Raw genomic sequence first — 16926 nt, forward strand, 5'->3', positions numbered from 1 at the left:
TATAACGTGAATTGTTAACTTTTAAAAGAATCTTCTGAATTTTCAATTACAATAAAACAAAAAGAAAAAGCCATCCAAAAGATGACTTTTTCTTTATTATAAAATAGTAATCGCTTGTTTTCCCATTTGCTCCCAAGCTTTCTCAAATTCTGCTCGTGGAACAGCCAAACGTGGATTATTTTTCAGAGGATCATTTACATATACAAAGTTTTGATCATATCCAATTACTACTGCACTATGCTCATAATATGTAATTTTCACTTCGCCTGAACTCGTATTCCATGTTTCAAAACTACTTTCAGCTAGCGGCTTAAACGTCGTATTAATAATGACCCATACCGGGGAGCCAGAACTAATTACTTTATATATATCTTGCATGTCTCTACCTGTTAAATTAATTACTTTTTCAGGAACATATTTTTCTGCTAAATCAAAGATTGGTTTATTGTATACACCATATCCAGGCTTTGCCTTTGTATAAATATTTCCTACAAATCCCTCGTAAGGATTTCCACGCAAACCATTTTGTTCAAATGGAACACGATAAATTTCGCTAGCAAGTTGCATCTTATCTACTTGTACACCTTTATATTGCAGCAACATAGCTAAACTTGTCACTTCACATCCTCGAGGTAATTCTGGTAATTGTTTAATAAACGGAACATCTTCAATCATAGCTGCTTCTTTCATTTCAGATAGAAACTCTAAGCGTAAAACTTGCGCCTTTTGCATGATTTTATCTTTCCCTATAAAAAATGCAGCAACAAGTATAATACCAAAAACAAAAAGATATTTTAACTTTTTCATTATAAACAAAACTCCATTAATTATTATTTTACAGACACAACTCTTATCATTGTACCTTTCTTCTTACTAGTTTGCTAGAAAGATCATGTGAATTATCGCTCATAAAATTAATTGTAAAAATTCTAATTATTTTTAATAAAAAGAAAAATAAATATACATTTCCAGAATATTTTGCTAAAATCAAAATTGTTAACATAGTGAAGATATCACCATGTTAACAAACATTCTTAGAGTATTTAGTCATAGTTCGTTTTTTACATACTCCATTCATTTCATAGCAAATAAACCGAGTGTGTGTTGCATCCCCCACTAATGATTAAAAACTCAGAATAAAATGAAGTTCACACATTCAAGAAAATACGGGGTGAGGGGCATATGAATCAACAAATTGAACAAACAAATTTAAAACGAACAATGAAAAGTAGACACCTATTTATGATTGCACTCGGTGGTGTTATCGGAACCGGGCTATTTATGGGATCTGGTCAAATCGTCCATAATGCCGGACCTGGTGGCGCTATTCTTGCATTTTTAGTCGGTGGATTTGTTATGTATTTAACGATGTTATGTCTTGGTGAATTATCTGTTGCTATGCCAGAAGCAGGTTCATTCCAAAGCTATGCAAGCAAATTCATTTCACCTGGTTTTGGATTTGTTGTCGGTTGGATGTATTGGTTAAATTGGGCTGTTACAGTTGGTGTAGAGTTGACAACTGTAAGTATTTTAATGAAACGCTGGTTTCCAGACGTTTCTTCATGGATTTGGTGCGTTACATTTGCAGCAGCGCTCTTCCTCGTAAACGCTTTATCAGCAAAAGCATATGCAGAAGCAGAGTTTTGGTTCGCAAGTGTAAAAGTCGCAACAATCGTTATTTTCATTGTACTTGGTGGGGCTGTTATGTTCGGTTTACTAGACTTTAATGGAAAGCCAGCTCCGATGCTTCATAATTTCACTGAAAATGGCGGGCTATTTCCAAATGGTGCATTAGCTGTTCTTCTTACGATGATTACAGTAAATTACTCCTTCCAAGGAACAGAATTAATCGGAATCGCTTCAGGAGAAAGTGAAAATCCTGAAAAAACAATTCCAAAAGCGATCAAAAATACAATTTGGCGAACTCTCTTCTTCTTCGTCTTAGCGATATCAGTTGTTGTAGGTTTACTCCCATGGCAAGAGGCTAATCTAGTCGAAAGTCCGTTTGTACTTGTTTTTGATGTAGCCGGTGTCCCATATGCAGCGGACATTATGAACTTTGTTATTATTACAGCTGTATTATCCGTTGCTAACTCTGGTCTATACGCAAATTCTCGTATGCTGTGGGCGATGGCAAAACAAGGAATGGCAAGCCCAGCATTTACGAAATTAACTAAAAAAGGTGTACCGCTAAATGCATTAATTTTCAGTCTGATTTTTGCTAGCCTTTCCTTATTAACAAGTGTATTTGCAGCAGATACTGTCTTTCTAGTTTTAACATCTATTGCAGCAATGGCTGCCGTTGTCGTTTGGATGTCAATCGCCGCTTCACAGTTTTTCTTCCGTAGAAATTTCGTGAAAAATGGTGGCGACATAAATGATTTAAAATATCGTACACCGCTCTATCCACTAGTTCCAATCGTAGCGTTCTCGCTCAATTTCATTACATTTGTTAGTTTGGCTTTCATTCCAGATCAAAGAATTGCTCTTTATTGTGGCATTCCATTTATGATTATTTGTTACATTTTATACCAAGTTAAATATAAAAAAATTGTCACACTTGAACAGCCGCGAACTGTCACACGATAAATAAACTAAATATACAAAACATTCAGCTATCTTTCTTATGATAAGATAGCTTTTTTCTATTTCTTGGATATCCTGGTATAACTTTATTTATCTTAAAATTTTCACAATCACGTTTTTCTCTGGAAAATAGTTTACAATGTAATCAAGTTACAAATGATATTCACCTTAAAAAGTGTGCATTTGTGTCTATTTTTTAACAATATATCAAAAACTATTGCCTTCTATAAATTAATAGGTTTATATTGTTTTATTGGCATAGTTTCAATCCAAGGAGAAAGGAGATTTTCAATCGTGCAACTAAAGAAAGCGTTTTGGAAGTTGGCTTCGCTTCTTCCGTTATCATTACTTCTGTTCCTCGGTGGCTGTGATAAAAAACTCGCAGTATTAAATCCGCAAGGACCTGTTGCAAAAGCACAGTATGATTTAATTGTTTGGTCATTCTTGCTTATGTCATTAATTATCGCAATTGTATTCATTCTGTTTACAGTCATCTTGATTCGTTATCGTGAAAAACCAGAGAATATGGACTATGAGCCACCTGAACAACACGGTAACACATTACTAGAAATTATTTGGACGCTTGTTCCTGTTATTATCGTTATCGCATTATCGATTCCAACAGTAAAAGCAACTTATGCTTCTGAAGAGGTGCCGAAAGAGTCCAAACATATTAAACCAGTTGAAATTTATGTTACATCTGCAAACTGGAAATGGTTATTCAGTTACCCAGAGGAAAAAATTGAAACCGTTAACTATTTAAACATCCCAGCTGGTGTACCAATTCAATTCAAACTGACTTCTGTCGGCCCAATGAATGCTTTCTGGGTACCAGAACTTGGTGGTATGAAGTACACAATGGATGGCATGATTATGGATCTTTATTTACAAGCTGATAAGCCAGGTTCTTACCTAGGTCGTAGCGCGAACTTCTCTGGTGAAGGATTCACACACATGGAGTTCGAAGTTGAAGCAAAAACTAAAGAGAAATATGACAAGTGGGTTAAAGAAGTACAACAAACTGCTCCTAAACTAACAGAAGATAAGTACAACGAAATTGTTAAACCTGGTGTAGTTGGTCGTATGACATTCTCTAGTCACCACTTAAGTTATGTAGATCCAAAATCACTTGAATATTGTGATTACAACTACTACAAAAACAAAAAATAATAGCTATTATTCCAACAGATTGGAGTGAACACAGTGAAGCTTGATGAATTCTTTGTCACAGGTGACCCGATTATTTACGGTGCAGACGCTTCTATCGTTCTTGTGACATTAGCAATCATTTTCGTACTAACAAAGTATAAAAAATGGAAATGGCTTTGGGACGAATGGTTGACAACTGTTGACCATAAAAAAATCGGAGCTATGTATATTATTTCTGCGGTTATCATGTTATTCCGTGGTGGTATGGATGGTTTAATGATCCGTGCACAGTTAACATTCCCAGAAACAACTTATTTAAACGCTGAACACTATAACGGGATCTTTACAACACACGGTACAGTAATGATTCTTTTCATGGCAATGCCATTCGTTATGGGATTAATGAACCTTGTAGTACCATTACAAATTGGTGCTCGTGACGTTGCATATCCGTTCTTAAATGCTTTAAGTTTCTGGTTATTCTTTGTCGGAGCAATGTTATTCAACATCGCTTTCGTAATCGGTGGTTCTCCAGACGCTGGGTGGACTTCTTACTTCCCAATGGCAGGTACAGAGTTTACTTCTGGTGTAGGAAATAACTACTACGCAATTGCATTACAGATTTCAGGTCTCGGTACGTTAATGACAGGTATTAACTTCCTTGTTACTATCTTAAAAATGCGTACACCTGGTATGACTTTAATGAGAATGCCAATGTTTACTTGGTCAATCTTAATTACAACAATTATCATTATTTTCGCTTTCCCAGTATTAACAGTTGCTCTTGCATTAATGACATTTGACCGTCTATTCGATGCTCACTTCTTTACGATGGCGAGCGGCGGTATGCCAATGTTATGGGCCAACCTATTCTGGGTATGGGGTCACCCTGAAGTATATATCGTTATTTTACCGGCATTCGGTATTTTCTCTGAAATCATTAGTACATTCTCACGTAAGCGTCTATTCGGTTACAGTGCGATGGTATACTCAATGGTTGCAATTTCTTTACTAAGTTTCGTCGTATGGCTTCACCACTTCTTCACGATGGGTGCAGGTCCAGCGGTTAACTCATTCTTCTCGATTTCGACAATGGCGATTTCGATTCCAACCGGTGTTAAGATCTTTAACTGGTTGTTTACGCTGTATAAAGGACGTATTCGTTTTACAGTTCCAATGCTTTGGTCATTGGCATTTATTCCAAACTTCGTAGTCGGTGGGGTTACAGGGGTTATGCTTGGTATGGCAGCAGCTGATTATCAGTACCATAACAGCTACTTCTTAATTGCTCACTTCCACTACGTATTAATCGCAGGTACAGTATTCGCTATGCTTGCTGGATTTACATTCTGGTATCCAAAAATGACTGGTCATATGTTAAATGAACGCCTAGGTAAATGGACATTCTGGATCTTTATGAGCGGATTCAACATCTGTTTCTTCCCAATGTACTTCTTAGGTTTAGATGGTATGACTCGTCGTATGTACACTTACTCTGAAAGTCTTGGATGGGGATGGCTAAACCAAATCGCATCTGTTGGTGCGGTAATGATGGGTATTGGTTTCCTACTTCTTTGTTACAACGTAATTTGGAGTGCTCGTCACGGTGAACGTGACACAACTGGAGATCCATGGGATGGCCGTACACTTGAATGGGCTACTCAATCTCCTGTACAACATTACAACTTCGCGAAACTTCCTGAAATTAAAGAAGCTGATGCTTTCTGGTACATGAAGAAGCGCGGGGAAACAGTTACACCAGCAGAAGAAGACATCAAACCAATTCACATGCCAAGTAACTCTGGTGTGCCTATTATTGCGTCTGGATTCTTCGGTCTTGCAGGTTTCGCATTAGTATTTAGCTGGTTCTGGCTTGCAGCAATCGGCGGCATTGGTATTTTAGCTTGCTTAATCTATCGTTCATTCGATTACGATGAAGGTTACTATATTAGTGTTGATGAAATTAAAAAATCAGAACATGTAGCATGAGAGGTGAAATGATATGGCGGCTTTAGATAAAAGCTTACCTTTGGAATATCAATCCGAACAAAGCAGATTGAATATCCTAGGATTCTGGATTTTTCTTGGGGCTGAAATTATGCTGTTCGCAACACTTTTCGCCTCTTATCTAGTACTTGCTGGTCGTACGGCAGATGGTCCAACACCAGCACAACTGTTTGAACTTAAAACGCTTTTAATTCAAACATTACTACTTTTAACAAGTAGTTTCACATGTGGTATCGTGATTCACGAAATGCGTAAGCACAACCAAAAAGCGATGCTTGGATGGTTCGTCCTTACATTACTTTTAGGTGCAGGCTTCCTATTCTTCGAGATTGAAGAGTTCATTATGTATATTGGTGAAGGCGCAACAATTCAAACAAGTGCTTTCCTATCTGGATTCTTCGTTCTTCTTGGAACGCACGGAGCCCACGTAACAGGCGGTATCATTTGGGCAATTTGTGTTATTATCCAAATTTTAAAACGAGGTTTAACACCAGTTACAGCTCGTAAAGTATTTATTATCAGCTTATACTGGCATTTCCTTGATCTAGTTTGGGTCTTTATTTACACACTAGTTTACTTGAACGGGATGGTGGCGTAAATGAGTCAAAATAACAATCAAGCAAACGGGCATGCGCATAGCGGATTCCCTTGGTCACACGTTTTCGGATTTATTTTATCGCTTGCACTAACGTTTCTAGCTCTATACGTGGCACTTTACACAAACCTGCCACTATCAACGATCTTAACTACCATTATCATAATGGCTGTTGCGCAAGCGTTGTTACAATTAATTATGTTCATGCATTTAAAAGAAGGAGAAGGAAGAGTTCAAATTCTTACTATGATCTACAGTTTCTTCGTTGCAACCGCAACTGTTGGTTTAACTGTATGGATCTTCTTCTCAATGTAATGTACATGAAAAGGACTGCTGAGATTGCTCAGCAGTCCTTTTTTTATCCTCTCCCCTATTACATCCACATTACGGAATTAACAACATAATCATGAAAAATATACTTATTATGACAAATGTTAAGAAAACTCTTTCTTTATGAAATCGAATCCATATGCGTTGCTTTTCTACCTATTATATGGCTAAATAGGTACTATATTTATTTGAAGGGAGAGAACGCAATGGAACATCATACTTCTGTTCTATCACTTATGGTTGTCGTTGCAATCGCGTTTTTCGTTCCCCTTTTGTTACAACGCTTTAAATTAAAAGCACTTCCTGTGGTCGTTGCAGAAATTATTGCAGGAATCTTTGTAGGTAAAAGTGGGTTTAATATTATTGAGCCAGATATATGGCTTCAAGTTTTATCAACATTAGGATTTATCTTCCTCATGTTCTTAAGCGGTTTAGAAATTGATTTTTCTATCTTTAAACAAAAAGGGAAAAAGAATACGACAAACGAACCAAATACATTTCAAGCAGCAAGCATTATCTTCTTATTTATTTTCATCTTATCTTATGCCCTATCATTACTATTCGTATGGCTAGGATTCGTAGATAATGCAATGTTCATGACTTTAATTATTTCAACTATTTCTTTAGGTGTTGTTGTACCAACATTAAAAGAGAACAACCTAGGAAAAACTGCAATCGGACAAATCATTTTATTAGTTGCTGTTATTGCAGATTTAGTTACAATGATTTTACTCGCTGTTTTCGTCGGATTAAATTCCGAAAGCGGCCAAAGTATGTGGCTCTTACTTATTCTATTCGGTGCCGGTATTATCATTTACTTTATTGCAAAACGCTTTAAAAACATTCCATACTTAGATAGTTTAAAAGCTGGTAGTGTACAAATTGATACACGAGCTGTTTTTGCACTCATTTTAATCTTAGTTGGGTTATCGGAATCTGTTGGAGCAGAAAATATTTTAGGAGCCTTCTTAGCAGGTGTACTTGTATCGTTATTATCACCAAATGAAGATATGGTGGAAAAACTTGATTCTATCGGCTATGGTTTCTTCATCCCTATTTTCTTCGTAATGGTTGGTGTAAATCTAGAGGTGTGGTCTATTTTCAAAGAACCTTCTAGCATGCTAATGATCCCAATCTTAATTGTAGGACTCTTTATTTCGAAACTCTTACCATCACTCGTCTTAAGAAAATGGTATCCACGTAATATCGTACTTGGAAGTGCAATTTTATTAACATCGACACTTTCTTTAGTTATTGCGGCTGCACAAATTGGTGAAAAACTGGGGATTATCAGTCCAAGTTTATCTGCCTCTCTTATTTTAAGCGCAGTTATTACTTGTATTTTTGCACCTATATTGTTTAAAAAAATGTTCCCAAAAGTAGAAACACCAAAACCAAAAGTAGCTATTATTGGCGCGAGCAGAATTACCCTTCCGTTATCACTAGATTTAAAACGAGAAGATTATGACGTAACGCTATATATGATGCGGCAAAACAAAATAAATGATGAAGAAGCGAAATCACACGACTTTCCTATCGTGAAATTAGATGATATTACAATCGCATCATTAACTGAACAAACAGCATTTGATGCAGATCGCGTCGTTGTTGCAACAAGCGATGATGAACAAAACTTATTATTGGCAGAACATGCAAAAGAGCTAGGTGTTGAACATGTTATTGCAAGTGTAGAAGATCCACTTCTACAAGAAAAAGCAACGCAAGAACATATCGCTGTATTCTCAACAATTAACTCTACACGTATTTTATTACGTGCACTTATTGATAAACCTAGTCTCGTTCGCTTAATTACAACAGCAAACGAAACAGTACGTGAAGTTGAACTGCGCAGCAATAAATATAACGGCGTTGCGCTTCGCCGCCTCCCGTTTTTAGGTGATGTACTTGTCATTCAAATCTACCGCGGTAACAAAGCATTAATACCACATGGTGATACAAGACTACAACACGGTGACACATTACTTGTAACAGGTTCAAAAGAACATATCGATACACTAAAAAACATATTAGAGTAAAAAAATGCCCCTCACATAATTGAGGGGCATTTTTTTAACTTCATATGGTAAAATGTTACTATCACATATTATGAGGATGGATCACATTATGTCTATTGTAACTTTAGCTCTTTTATTATTAGCAGAAATACTCATTGCCATTATTCTCATCGGTGTTAGTATTGAGATTTGTAGTTACGGATGGAAAAAATCGAATGGAATAAAATATTCTTGCCTCCTACTTTCACTCCTTCTCGGAACTGCTAGCATACTCGGACTTCTCGCCGCACCTGCTTATTTCTTTATACAATTAACAGAAAAAGCCTTATAAGAAAGGATGTTAATATGATTATCGTGAAAAATATTGAGGGATCTGAAACTTACGTATTACGTCAAAAAATTTTACGCCCCAATCAAACATTAGCAGATTGTAAATATCCTTCCGATTATGAAACAGACACCTTCCACTTAGGCGCATTTATAAACGATGAACTAATTAGTATCGCTTCCTTCTCAAAAGAAATATATCCTGACCTACCAGCCGGTATTCATTATCGTCTACGAGGAATGGCCACATTACCTGAGTTTCGAAACAACCACGCTGGAAGCTCCTTAATTCAGAATGCAGAACAAATCTTACAAGAGCGTCAAGCAAATATGTTATGGTGTAATGGCCGAATTACTGTAGCTGACTATTACAAGCGCTTAGGCTTTCAGGAACATGGTGAAATTTTTGAAATTGAACCAATTGGCCTTCATAAAGTTTTGTATAAAAAGATATAAGAAAAGCTTTCCTCAATACAGGAAAGCCTTTCTTATATTTCAATCTTCTCTTTTTATTTTTTTCATATATATGTATATAAACAAACTAGGAACTAAAAAACAAGCAAACATAATAAGTCCTGTCATACTAATTTCCTTTATCGAAATATCTGGTGTTACAACGATACAAATAGCTAAAATCCCAATAATAATACCCACCGGAATGAATAATAGCTTCATAAAATAACGACGCGACACTCCGCCCGTATGCTCATACACTTCCACTGAATTTTTCAGATTTAAAAAGTTAATAATTATTATCCCGCCCATAAATACCATTAATAAATCCGAAACACTTTCATATCCTGCCCCTTGCAAGACATAGCGGTAAAAGACGATAGCTAGTATGACGATATTTTGTAAAATGAAAGCTAATCTAATATGTTTTAACCCTTCAATCATTAAACGTTCATCTTTCACGATTTTCATCCTACCACTCCTTTTCCTCCCAAAACAAATCATTCAACGTTTTATCTACTGCATAACAAATTTTTAAACATAAATCTAAAGATGGATTGTATTTCCCCTTCTCAATTAAACTAATCGTTTGCCTTGTAACGCCTACTTTTTCTGCTAATTGTTGCTGTGTTAAATCTAACTGAACACGCGCGACTTTTATTTTACTTACAGCCATTCATGTTCCTCCTCTATCTTTATTGTAACATATATATTCCATTAAGTAATTTATATTTTACGAAACCAATTAAGTTTTCATCTTATCCCGATTGGTGCGGGCTAATACACAGTGAGGATATCCCCTACTGCCCATAGTTTCACTTTATTATACACAAAAAGGGAGCCTCCCATAAGAAGGCCCTCTCCTATATTTATATTATAAGAATAAATGACATCCAAATAAGAATGCAAATAGGTATAGTAATTGATGTACTTCCATCCCTTTACCCTTCACAATTTTCAAGACTGGATATACTAAAAATCCAATTGCGATTCCATTTGCAATACTAGATGTTAACGGAATACCTATAAAAATTAAAAATGCTGGTAACGCATCTTCAAATTCATTCCAATTAATATCTCGAATGCTTTGTGCCATTAAACTACCTACTATAATTAATGAAGGAGCTGTAATAGCGGCTACACTTGATAAAGAAGCAATAACAGGACTAAAAAATGCCGTTATAATTGTTAGACCAACAACTACAATCCCTGTTAATCCAGTTTTACCACCTGCAGCAATACCTGCTGACGATTCAATCGTCGCTGCTGTTGGGCTTGTTCCAAAGATAGAACCTGTAGTCCCGCCAATTGCATCTGCAATAAACGCTTTACCAAAACGCTTCTCTGTATTGTCTGTAATTAAACCTGCTTGTTTAATTAAACCGAGTAATGCACCTGTTGTATCGAATAAAAGTACAAGTAAAAATGAAAATACAACGCCGTATAATCCGTATTCAATTACATCTGAAAAGGCATTGATTGGGTTTGAAACGATAATACCCTCTGGTAAATGAGGCATCGCCACAATTTTATCAGCAAACTTCAATTGCCCTGTAAAGAAGGCAATAATTCCTGTCACAATCATACTAATAAATAATGCACCGCTCACACGCAATGTCATTAATACCGCCGCTAATATTAAACCAATTAAAGTTAAAATAACAGCTGGAGAATGAAAATCACCAATCGTAACTAAATTAGACGGATGATCCACGATAATTCCAGAAAGGCGCAATCCAATAAAAGCAATAAATAGTCCAATTCCACCTGCAATTGCATGCTTTAAACTATCAGGAATTGCTAAAATTAACTTTTGCCTAAACGAAGTAAAAGATAATAAAAGAAAAATAATCCCCGTTACAAATACAGCTGAAAAGGCAACTACATATGTAATCCCTTCTGCCTTCTGTACAACAGAATAAGCAAAATATGCATTCATTCCCATAGCTGGAGCAATAACAATCGGGTAATTCGCGAAAATCGCCATACCTACTGTTCCAACAACGGTTGCAATAATTGTTGCTGTAAACGCTTGGTCAAATGGTACACCTGCATCAGATAATATTTTTGGATTGATGACAAGAATATACGCAAATGTAAAAAAAGTTGTGATGCCAGCTAAAAACTCTTGCTTCACAGAAGTGTTATATTTTTGTAATTGAAACATGCTTATGTACCCTTTCTACACCTGAATTATTATCACACATTCTTTTTCTTACTAGTATGTGAGAAAATATAATACTTAATCTTAACAATCAATAAAAAGAAGAGTCAATATATTCCCTAATAGTTAGAATTTTAAGTTTAAGTCTGACAAGTACAGATGTAGTACAGTTCATTATGATTATTTTTGTAGCATAACAGATAGAAATGTTTTATAATTTGAAATAGTTAAATATTTAGTAAACGCATTCAAATATCGTTCACTCTACAAGGGGGATTCTTCTTATGCAGCACACAAACAAATCTGGAACTTTAAATCGTGGTTTAAAAGAACGACATATTACTTTAATGTCACTGGGCTCAGCTATTGGCGTTGGGCTATTTTTAGGATCCGCTTCCGCCATTAAACTAGCAGGTCCTTCTATTTTGCTAGGCTATATGATTGCCGGTCTCGTTATTTTTTTCATTATGCGAGCGCTTGGGGAAATGGCAATTGAACAACCTGTTGCTGGTTCTTTTAGTAAATATGCATATGATTATATTGGACCACTCGCTGGTTATATTACTGGTTGGAATTACTGGTTCTTATGGGTTGTTACTTGTATGGCTGAGATTACAGCAGCTGGTATTTACATGCAGTACTGGTTCCCAGATATCCCGCGCTGGACTTGGGCATTACTTGCTCTATTATTAATGAGCGCTTTTAACTTCTTATCGGTAAAAGTATTTGGAGAACTTGAGTTTTGGTTTGCTCTCATTAAAATTGTCACAATTATCTGTATGATAGTAGTCGGAGCTGGTATTATTTTATTCGGATTCGGAAACGGTGGTATCGCTACTGGTATTTCAAACCTTTGGTCACATGGTGGCTGGTTCCCAAATGGATTTTCTGGATTACTACTCTCCATGCAGATGGTACTATTCGCTTATTTAGGCGTTGAATTAATCGGTGTTACAGCTGGTGAGGCTCAAAATCCGAAGAAAACACTCGCAAAGGCAATCGATAACGTATTTTGGAGAATTCTACTCTTTTACGTTGGGGCATTATTCGTTATGATGGCAATTTATCCATGGAATGAACTTGGTGAGAAAGGCAGTCCATTCGTATTAACATTCCAGCAAATTGGTATCGCAAAAGCAGCAGGTATTATTAATTTTGTCGTATTAACAGCAGCTCTTTCTTCTTGTAATGGTGGTTTATTTAGTACAGGCCGTATGCTATATACATTAGCTCAGCAGAAAAAAGCTCCTGAAAGATTTGGTCGTTTAAATAAAAATGGCATTCCAAGCCAAGGAATTGTAGCAACTGCTATCGTTTTACTCATTGGTGTTATATTAAACTATCTCGTACCTGCAAAGGTATTTACATGGCTTACTAGCATTTCAACTTTCGGCGCAATTTGGACTTGGGGAATTATATTAGTTGCTCAAATTAAATTCCGTAAAAGCTTGCCTACTCAAAATAAACAAAAGTTATCGTATAAAATGCCTTTATACCCATTAAGCTCATATTTCTCACTCGTTTTCCTTGTATTAGTATTAGGTATAATGGCGTATTCAGAAGATACACGAATCGCATTGATTGTCGGCCCAATTTGGCTTATCGGCTTAGCAATTGTATATTACATGAAAGGGTTTCATAAGATTGATGAAACACCTAACTCAAAAATTAGTTAAGCAAAACATCCCTTCCTTATTACTTGGAAGGGATGTTTTTATATCTATATAAATATTTCTCAACATAATTCACGGTATTTTTACAATCTTTTAATATTTTTTATGTTTTCCGTCTTTATTTTTACAGAAAAATAAATTACATTATTAAAGCACATATATTTATTATTAGGGGGATTCTTCTATGAAGAATAAAAAATGGATTACATTTTCTTTAGCAACAGCAATTACACTAAGTATAGGGACCTCGTTCATACCGTCTACTTATGCCGAAAGCTCTGTAGACCCAGCTCCTGAAATTGCTGCAAAAGTTGTAAATCAAAACAATGGGAAGAAAGTATTATTCGATAATACACACGGTCAAACTGCTGGGACAGCTGACTGGGTTATTGACGGCGGCTTTTCTGACTTCGGAAACGGCATTGCAAAAAATGGATATCACGTAAAGGAACTTCGTAAATCAACACCTATTACATACGAAGACTTAAAAGATTACAATGTATTTATCGTTCCAGAAGCTAATATTCCTTACAAAAAATCTGAGCAGGACGCTATGTTACAATATGTAACAAATGGTGGTAGTATCTTCTTTATTGCTGATCATTACAATGCAGATCGTAATAAAAATCGCTGGGACTCTTCTGAAGTATTTAATGGATATAGACGCGGTGCTTGGGATAATCCAGCAAAAGGAATGTCTAATGAAGAAGCTAATTCACAAGCTATGCAAGGAGTAGAAAGTTCTGATTGGCTCTCTGACAACTTCGGTATTCGCTTCCGCTACAATGCACTTGGTGATGTTTCAGCGAAAACAATTGTATCACCTGAACAATCTTTCGGAATTACAAAAGGTGTTTCGTCTGTAGCAATGCATGCTGGTTCTACTCTAGCAATTACAAATCCAAAACTAGCAAAAGGACTTGTTTACCTTCCAGAAAATCCATCAAAATGGAATAACGCTGTTGATAGTGGCGTTTATAATGGCGGTGGTATTGCAGAAGGCCCATATGCTGCAATTGCAAAAGTAGGACTTGGAAAAGCTGCCTTTATTGGTGACTCTTCTCCTGTTGAAGATGCTACGCCAAAGTACGTTCGTGAAGATTCTGGCCAAACAAAGAAAACTTACGATGGTTATAAAGAAGAAAACGATGCGATTTTATTAGAAAACATCGTAAATTGGTTATCAAATAAAGAGACATTTACAAGTTTAGATCAAGTAAATGGTTTACAACTTGATTCACCTACCGCTCTACAAACATTTGAACAGCCAAGCTTATCAACAGAACCACAACCTGAACCTTGGAGTGCACCAAATGCAGGTTATCAATGGTTTAATACAAATACTTTTAAACCAGGTTCATACGGTTATAACGGTGCGATAACAACAAGCGACTACGTCGTTACACACCCTAGCACTCTACCAAACAATGAAATTTTCCAAATGAAGATTCAAGTAAACAACTTACTACCTAATACAACGTATAACAACTATTCTTTAGGTATCTTCACTACTGGTGGAACACAAGTGGCTAAAGTACAAAATCCAAACGGCACTTGGCCATCTACTTTTGGATATAGCAGTGCATTCTCTTTCACAACAAACAGCTTAGGCTCTGCTGAGAAAGTTGTAAATGTACAGATTGATTCAAATACAACTGGACAAGCAACGCTTCGTCTACGCCAAAATACAACAGCAAAATATAATGAAACTGTAACCATTAATAAGAAATAATGAAAAAGGCAATCCATACATGGATTGCCTTCTTCTCACTTCTCTTCCTTCGAGAAAAACATTCTTGAAATAACGATACCTATACTACCGACGATTAGGAATAACACTGCCCTGATCATCATCGATACCTCTGGTAAGTCAAGTAAGAATAACTTCCCTACCGTTACGACTAAAACGACTAAACCAGCATATAATATTTCATTCATATTTCTATTTCTTCCAAACCAAACTGCAAATAATGCATATACCATCCATAATAACGATACTGATACACTAATTACGCTTCCATCTGTAGATAAAACTTCACCGATTCTCGTAATTGTAATAAATACAATTATCATAAACCAATAGAGCACTATAGAATACATATATTTGCCGAAGCTCGCTAATACTTCTTTCGCTTCTCTCATGCAATAATAGAACGTTCCTATTAAAATAAGATGAGCAACAAAGCCTGCCGAAATAAATTGATCAAACGGGCTAAAAATAGTCTGTATCATTCCAATTGCGTAAACCGTCGCACTAACATACAACTTTATCTGTTGTTTTACTTTAATAGAAGTGACCATGCCGAGGAAACCTTGTAACAATAGTACAATCGCTGCATTCACTAAACTATACTCATATAAAATTGCTAAACTAAATGCTCCCATTGCGAAACCAAATAAGAGATTTGTAAATGTAGAATGTCTATTTTTCCTATATTCAAATACGAACATAACGGCATGCACGAGTGCACTAATAATTAATCCCCATGTTGTAAAATCAGGTATTTTTGAAATAGCTAGTATAAAGAACACTGCATTCGCACTAAATATTGCCAAACGTGGTTCTAGTATAAAACTTCTCTCCGTAAACATATGCCAAAATAATAGTAAATGAATCAAACCATATACAATCGTTAACTGTATTTGCAAGTTCTCTACTAACATTGACATAACAGCAAAGAAAACGAAAAGGACAATGGCAGCAACAGCGTAAGAAATCATATATAAGTATTTATAACGATTCTTCAACGCATACCATAATAAACTAAGTGTTAATACTGTCTCATATCCAAAGAAAATATAAGGATTAGGAGCCGTACTATTTAATAAGAATGGTACGAAGAACGCTCCGACTGCTACGAAAATAGTGAGATATTCCGATTGATATCTTTTCGCTAAATAAATACCTAAAATAACCCATGCAATATTACAGAGAAACGCGACACTTGCCGGAATAAATCCATATAAATAATGTGCTGCAAACGTTGTTAGAACAATCCCGGTAATACTTCCTCCAGCTAATACTAACCCTAACGCCTGCCGCTCTCTTTTAATTTGAATATCTCCTATATAATACAACCCGATAGATAATGCGATACCAAACACAATTCGTATCGCTGGTGTTAATAAGCCAGCATCTACCCCTGCTTTAAATAACCAGATCACTCCAAGCAACATAATACCGACAAATACACGCGGTAACCATGTTTGACAAAACTTAATAATATTAAATGGCTCTGGTTTAAAAGCCGATATATCTACCTGTTTTACCTCACGTTCTTGCAAAGGCTCTTTTATCTTAACTATTTCTTCTTTTGGCTTTTCCTCCATTATCGTTTCAATATATTCTTTCTTATCCTTACTAGCATGTTGCTGAGCGTTTTCTACTTCTATTTCCCTTTGCTTCACTTTTAATTCAGCAAGTGCTTCTTGAATTGTTTCAATTGCCGTTTCGAGTGCTTCTATTTTCTTATCCAAATCCTTCTTCATACGCTCCCCCCTCATTCGTAACTCTCATTAAACCTATATATTACCAATTATCTTTATCATACTCTTAGTCTATTCATTTTCAATAGTATTTTTCCAAAAAAGAAAGGCGTCTTCCAAAATCGGAAAACACCTTTTTAC

The 16926-nt window shown here is 35.9% G+C and carries 15 protein-coding genes; 10 read left to right on the plus strand and 5 right to left on the minus strand.

What is annotated here, in order from left to right; genetic code table 11:
* Positions 1–96: 96 nt before the first annotated feature.
* Positions 97–807 (minus strand): C39 family peptidase, encoded by a 711-nt coding sequence (locus tag MR143_RS15810; RefSeq protein ID WP_000734496.1) that lies wholly within the window; start codon positions 805–807, stop codon positions 97–99.
* A gap of 375 nt (positions 808–1182) precedes the next feature.
* Here MR143_RS15810 and MR143_RS15815 point away from each other — a divergent pair, with 375 nt between their 5' ends.
* From MR143_RS15815 to MR143_RS15850, 8 genes are all read left to right on the plus strand, one after another.
* Positions 1183–2589, plus strand: a complete 1407-nt coding sequence (locus MR143_RS15815; protein WP_001075768.1) for an amino acid permease — start codon at positions 1183–1185, stop codon at positions 2587–2589.
* 291 nt (positions 2590–2880) lie between these two features.
* A complete protein-coding gene (locus MR143_RS15820) occupies positions 2881–3756 on the plus strand; it encodes a cytochrome aa3 quinol oxidase subunit II (RefSeq protein WP_001176167.1) in 876 nt (291 codons plus the stop codon).
* A 33-nt stretch (positions 3757–3789) separates the two neighbouring features.
* Positions 3790–5724, plus strand: a complete 1935-nt coding sequence (gene qoxB / locus MR143_RS15825; RefSeq protein ID WP_000762377.1) for a cytochrome aa3 quinol oxidase subunit I — start codon at positions 3790–3792, stop codon at positions 5722–5724.
* A 13-nt stretch (positions 5725–5737) separates the two neighbouring features.
* Positions 5738–6340, plus strand: coding sequence for a cytochrome aa3 quinol oxidase subunit III (qoxC, locus tag MR143_RS15830; protein WP_000729317.1), 603 nt, complete (start codon positions 5738–5740; stop codon positions 6338–6340).
* Positions 6341–6652 (plus strand): cytochrome aa3 quinol oxidase subunit IV, encoded by a 312-nt coding sequence (gene qoxD / locus MR143_RS15835; protein WP_000081349.1) that lies wholly within the window; start codon positions 6341–6343, stop codon positions 6650–6652.
* A gap of 221 nt (positions 6653–6873) precedes the next feature.
* Entirely contained in the window at positions 6874–8703 is a 1830-nt protein-coding gene (locus MR143_RS15840) for a monovalent cation:proton antiporter family protein (protein WP_000399958.1), read from the plus strand.
* A 52-nt stretch (positions 8704–8755) separates the two neighbouring features.
* On the plus strand, positions 8756–9013 hold the full coding sequence (locus MR143_RS15845; protein WP_003300023.1) for a DUF4022 family protein: 258 nt from the start codon (positions 8756–8758) through the stop codon (positions 9011–9013).
* Between the two features lie 14 nt (positions 9014–9027).
* Positions 9028–9465 (plus strand): GNAT family N-acetyltransferase, encoded by a 438-nt coding sequence (locus MR143_RS15850; protein WP_000587679.1) that lies wholly within the window; start codon positions 9028–9030, stop codon positions 9463–9465.
* 39 nt (positions 9466–9504) lie between these two features.
* On the opposite strand, the gene MR143_RS15855 is transcribed toward MR143_RS15850, so the two are convergent.
* The 3 genes from MR143_RS15855 to MR143_RS15865 all read right to left on the minus strand — a co-directional run bounded on the left by MR143_RS15855 (position 9505) and on the right by MR143_RS15865 (position 11629).
* Positions 9505–9933, minus strand: a complete 429-nt coding sequence (locus tag MR143_RS15855; protein ID WP_000706629.1) for a hypothetical protein — start codon at positions 9931–9933, stop codon at positions 9505–9507.
* Position 9934: 1 nt separating this feature from the next.
* Positions 9935–10138 (minus strand): helix-turn-helix transcriptional regulator, encoded by a 204-nt coding sequence (locus MR143_RS15860; RefSeq protein ID WP_000301183.1) that lies wholly within the window; start codon positions 10136–10138, stop codon positions 9935–9937.
* Positions 10139–10336: 198 nt separating this feature from the next.
* On the minus strand, positions 10337–11629 hold the full coding sequence (locus MR143_RS15865; RefSeq protein WP_000487193.1) for an NCS2 family permease: 1293 nt from the start codon (positions 11627–11629) through the stop codon (positions 10337–10339).
* 281 nt (positions 11630–11910) lie between these two features.
* Here MR143_RS15865 and MR143_RS15870 point away from each other — a divergent pair, with 281 nt between their 5' ends.
* A complete protein-coding gene (locus tag MR143_RS15870; protein WP_001164897.1) occupies positions 11911–13302 on the plus strand; it encodes an amino acid permease in 1392 nt (463 codons plus the stop codon).
* A 181-nt stretch (positions 13303–13483) separates the two neighbouring features.
* A complete protein-coding gene (locus tag MR143_RS15875; RefSeq protein ID WP_000791512.1) occupies positions 13484–15031 on the plus strand; it encodes a hypothetical protein in 1548 nt (515 codons plus the stop codon).
* Positions 15032–15066: 35 nt separating this feature from the next.
* Here MR143_RS15875 and MR143_RS15880 read toward each other — a convergent pair whose 3' ends face one another.
* Positions 15067–16788: a DUF2339 domain-containing protein gene (locus MR143_RS15880; protein WP_199717825.1), complete on the minus strand. Its 1722-nt coding sequence runs from the start codon at positions 16786–16788 to the stop codon at positions 15067–15069.
* Between the last annotated feature and the right edge of the window lie 138 nt (positions 16789–16926).

The organism is Bacillus cereus group sp. BfR-BA-01347 (genome assembly GCF_022663835.1).
In the GTDB taxonomy this organism is placed as follows: Bacteria; Bacillota; Bacilli; order Bacillales; family Bacillaceae_G; genus Bacillus_A; species Bacillus_A thuringiensis_K.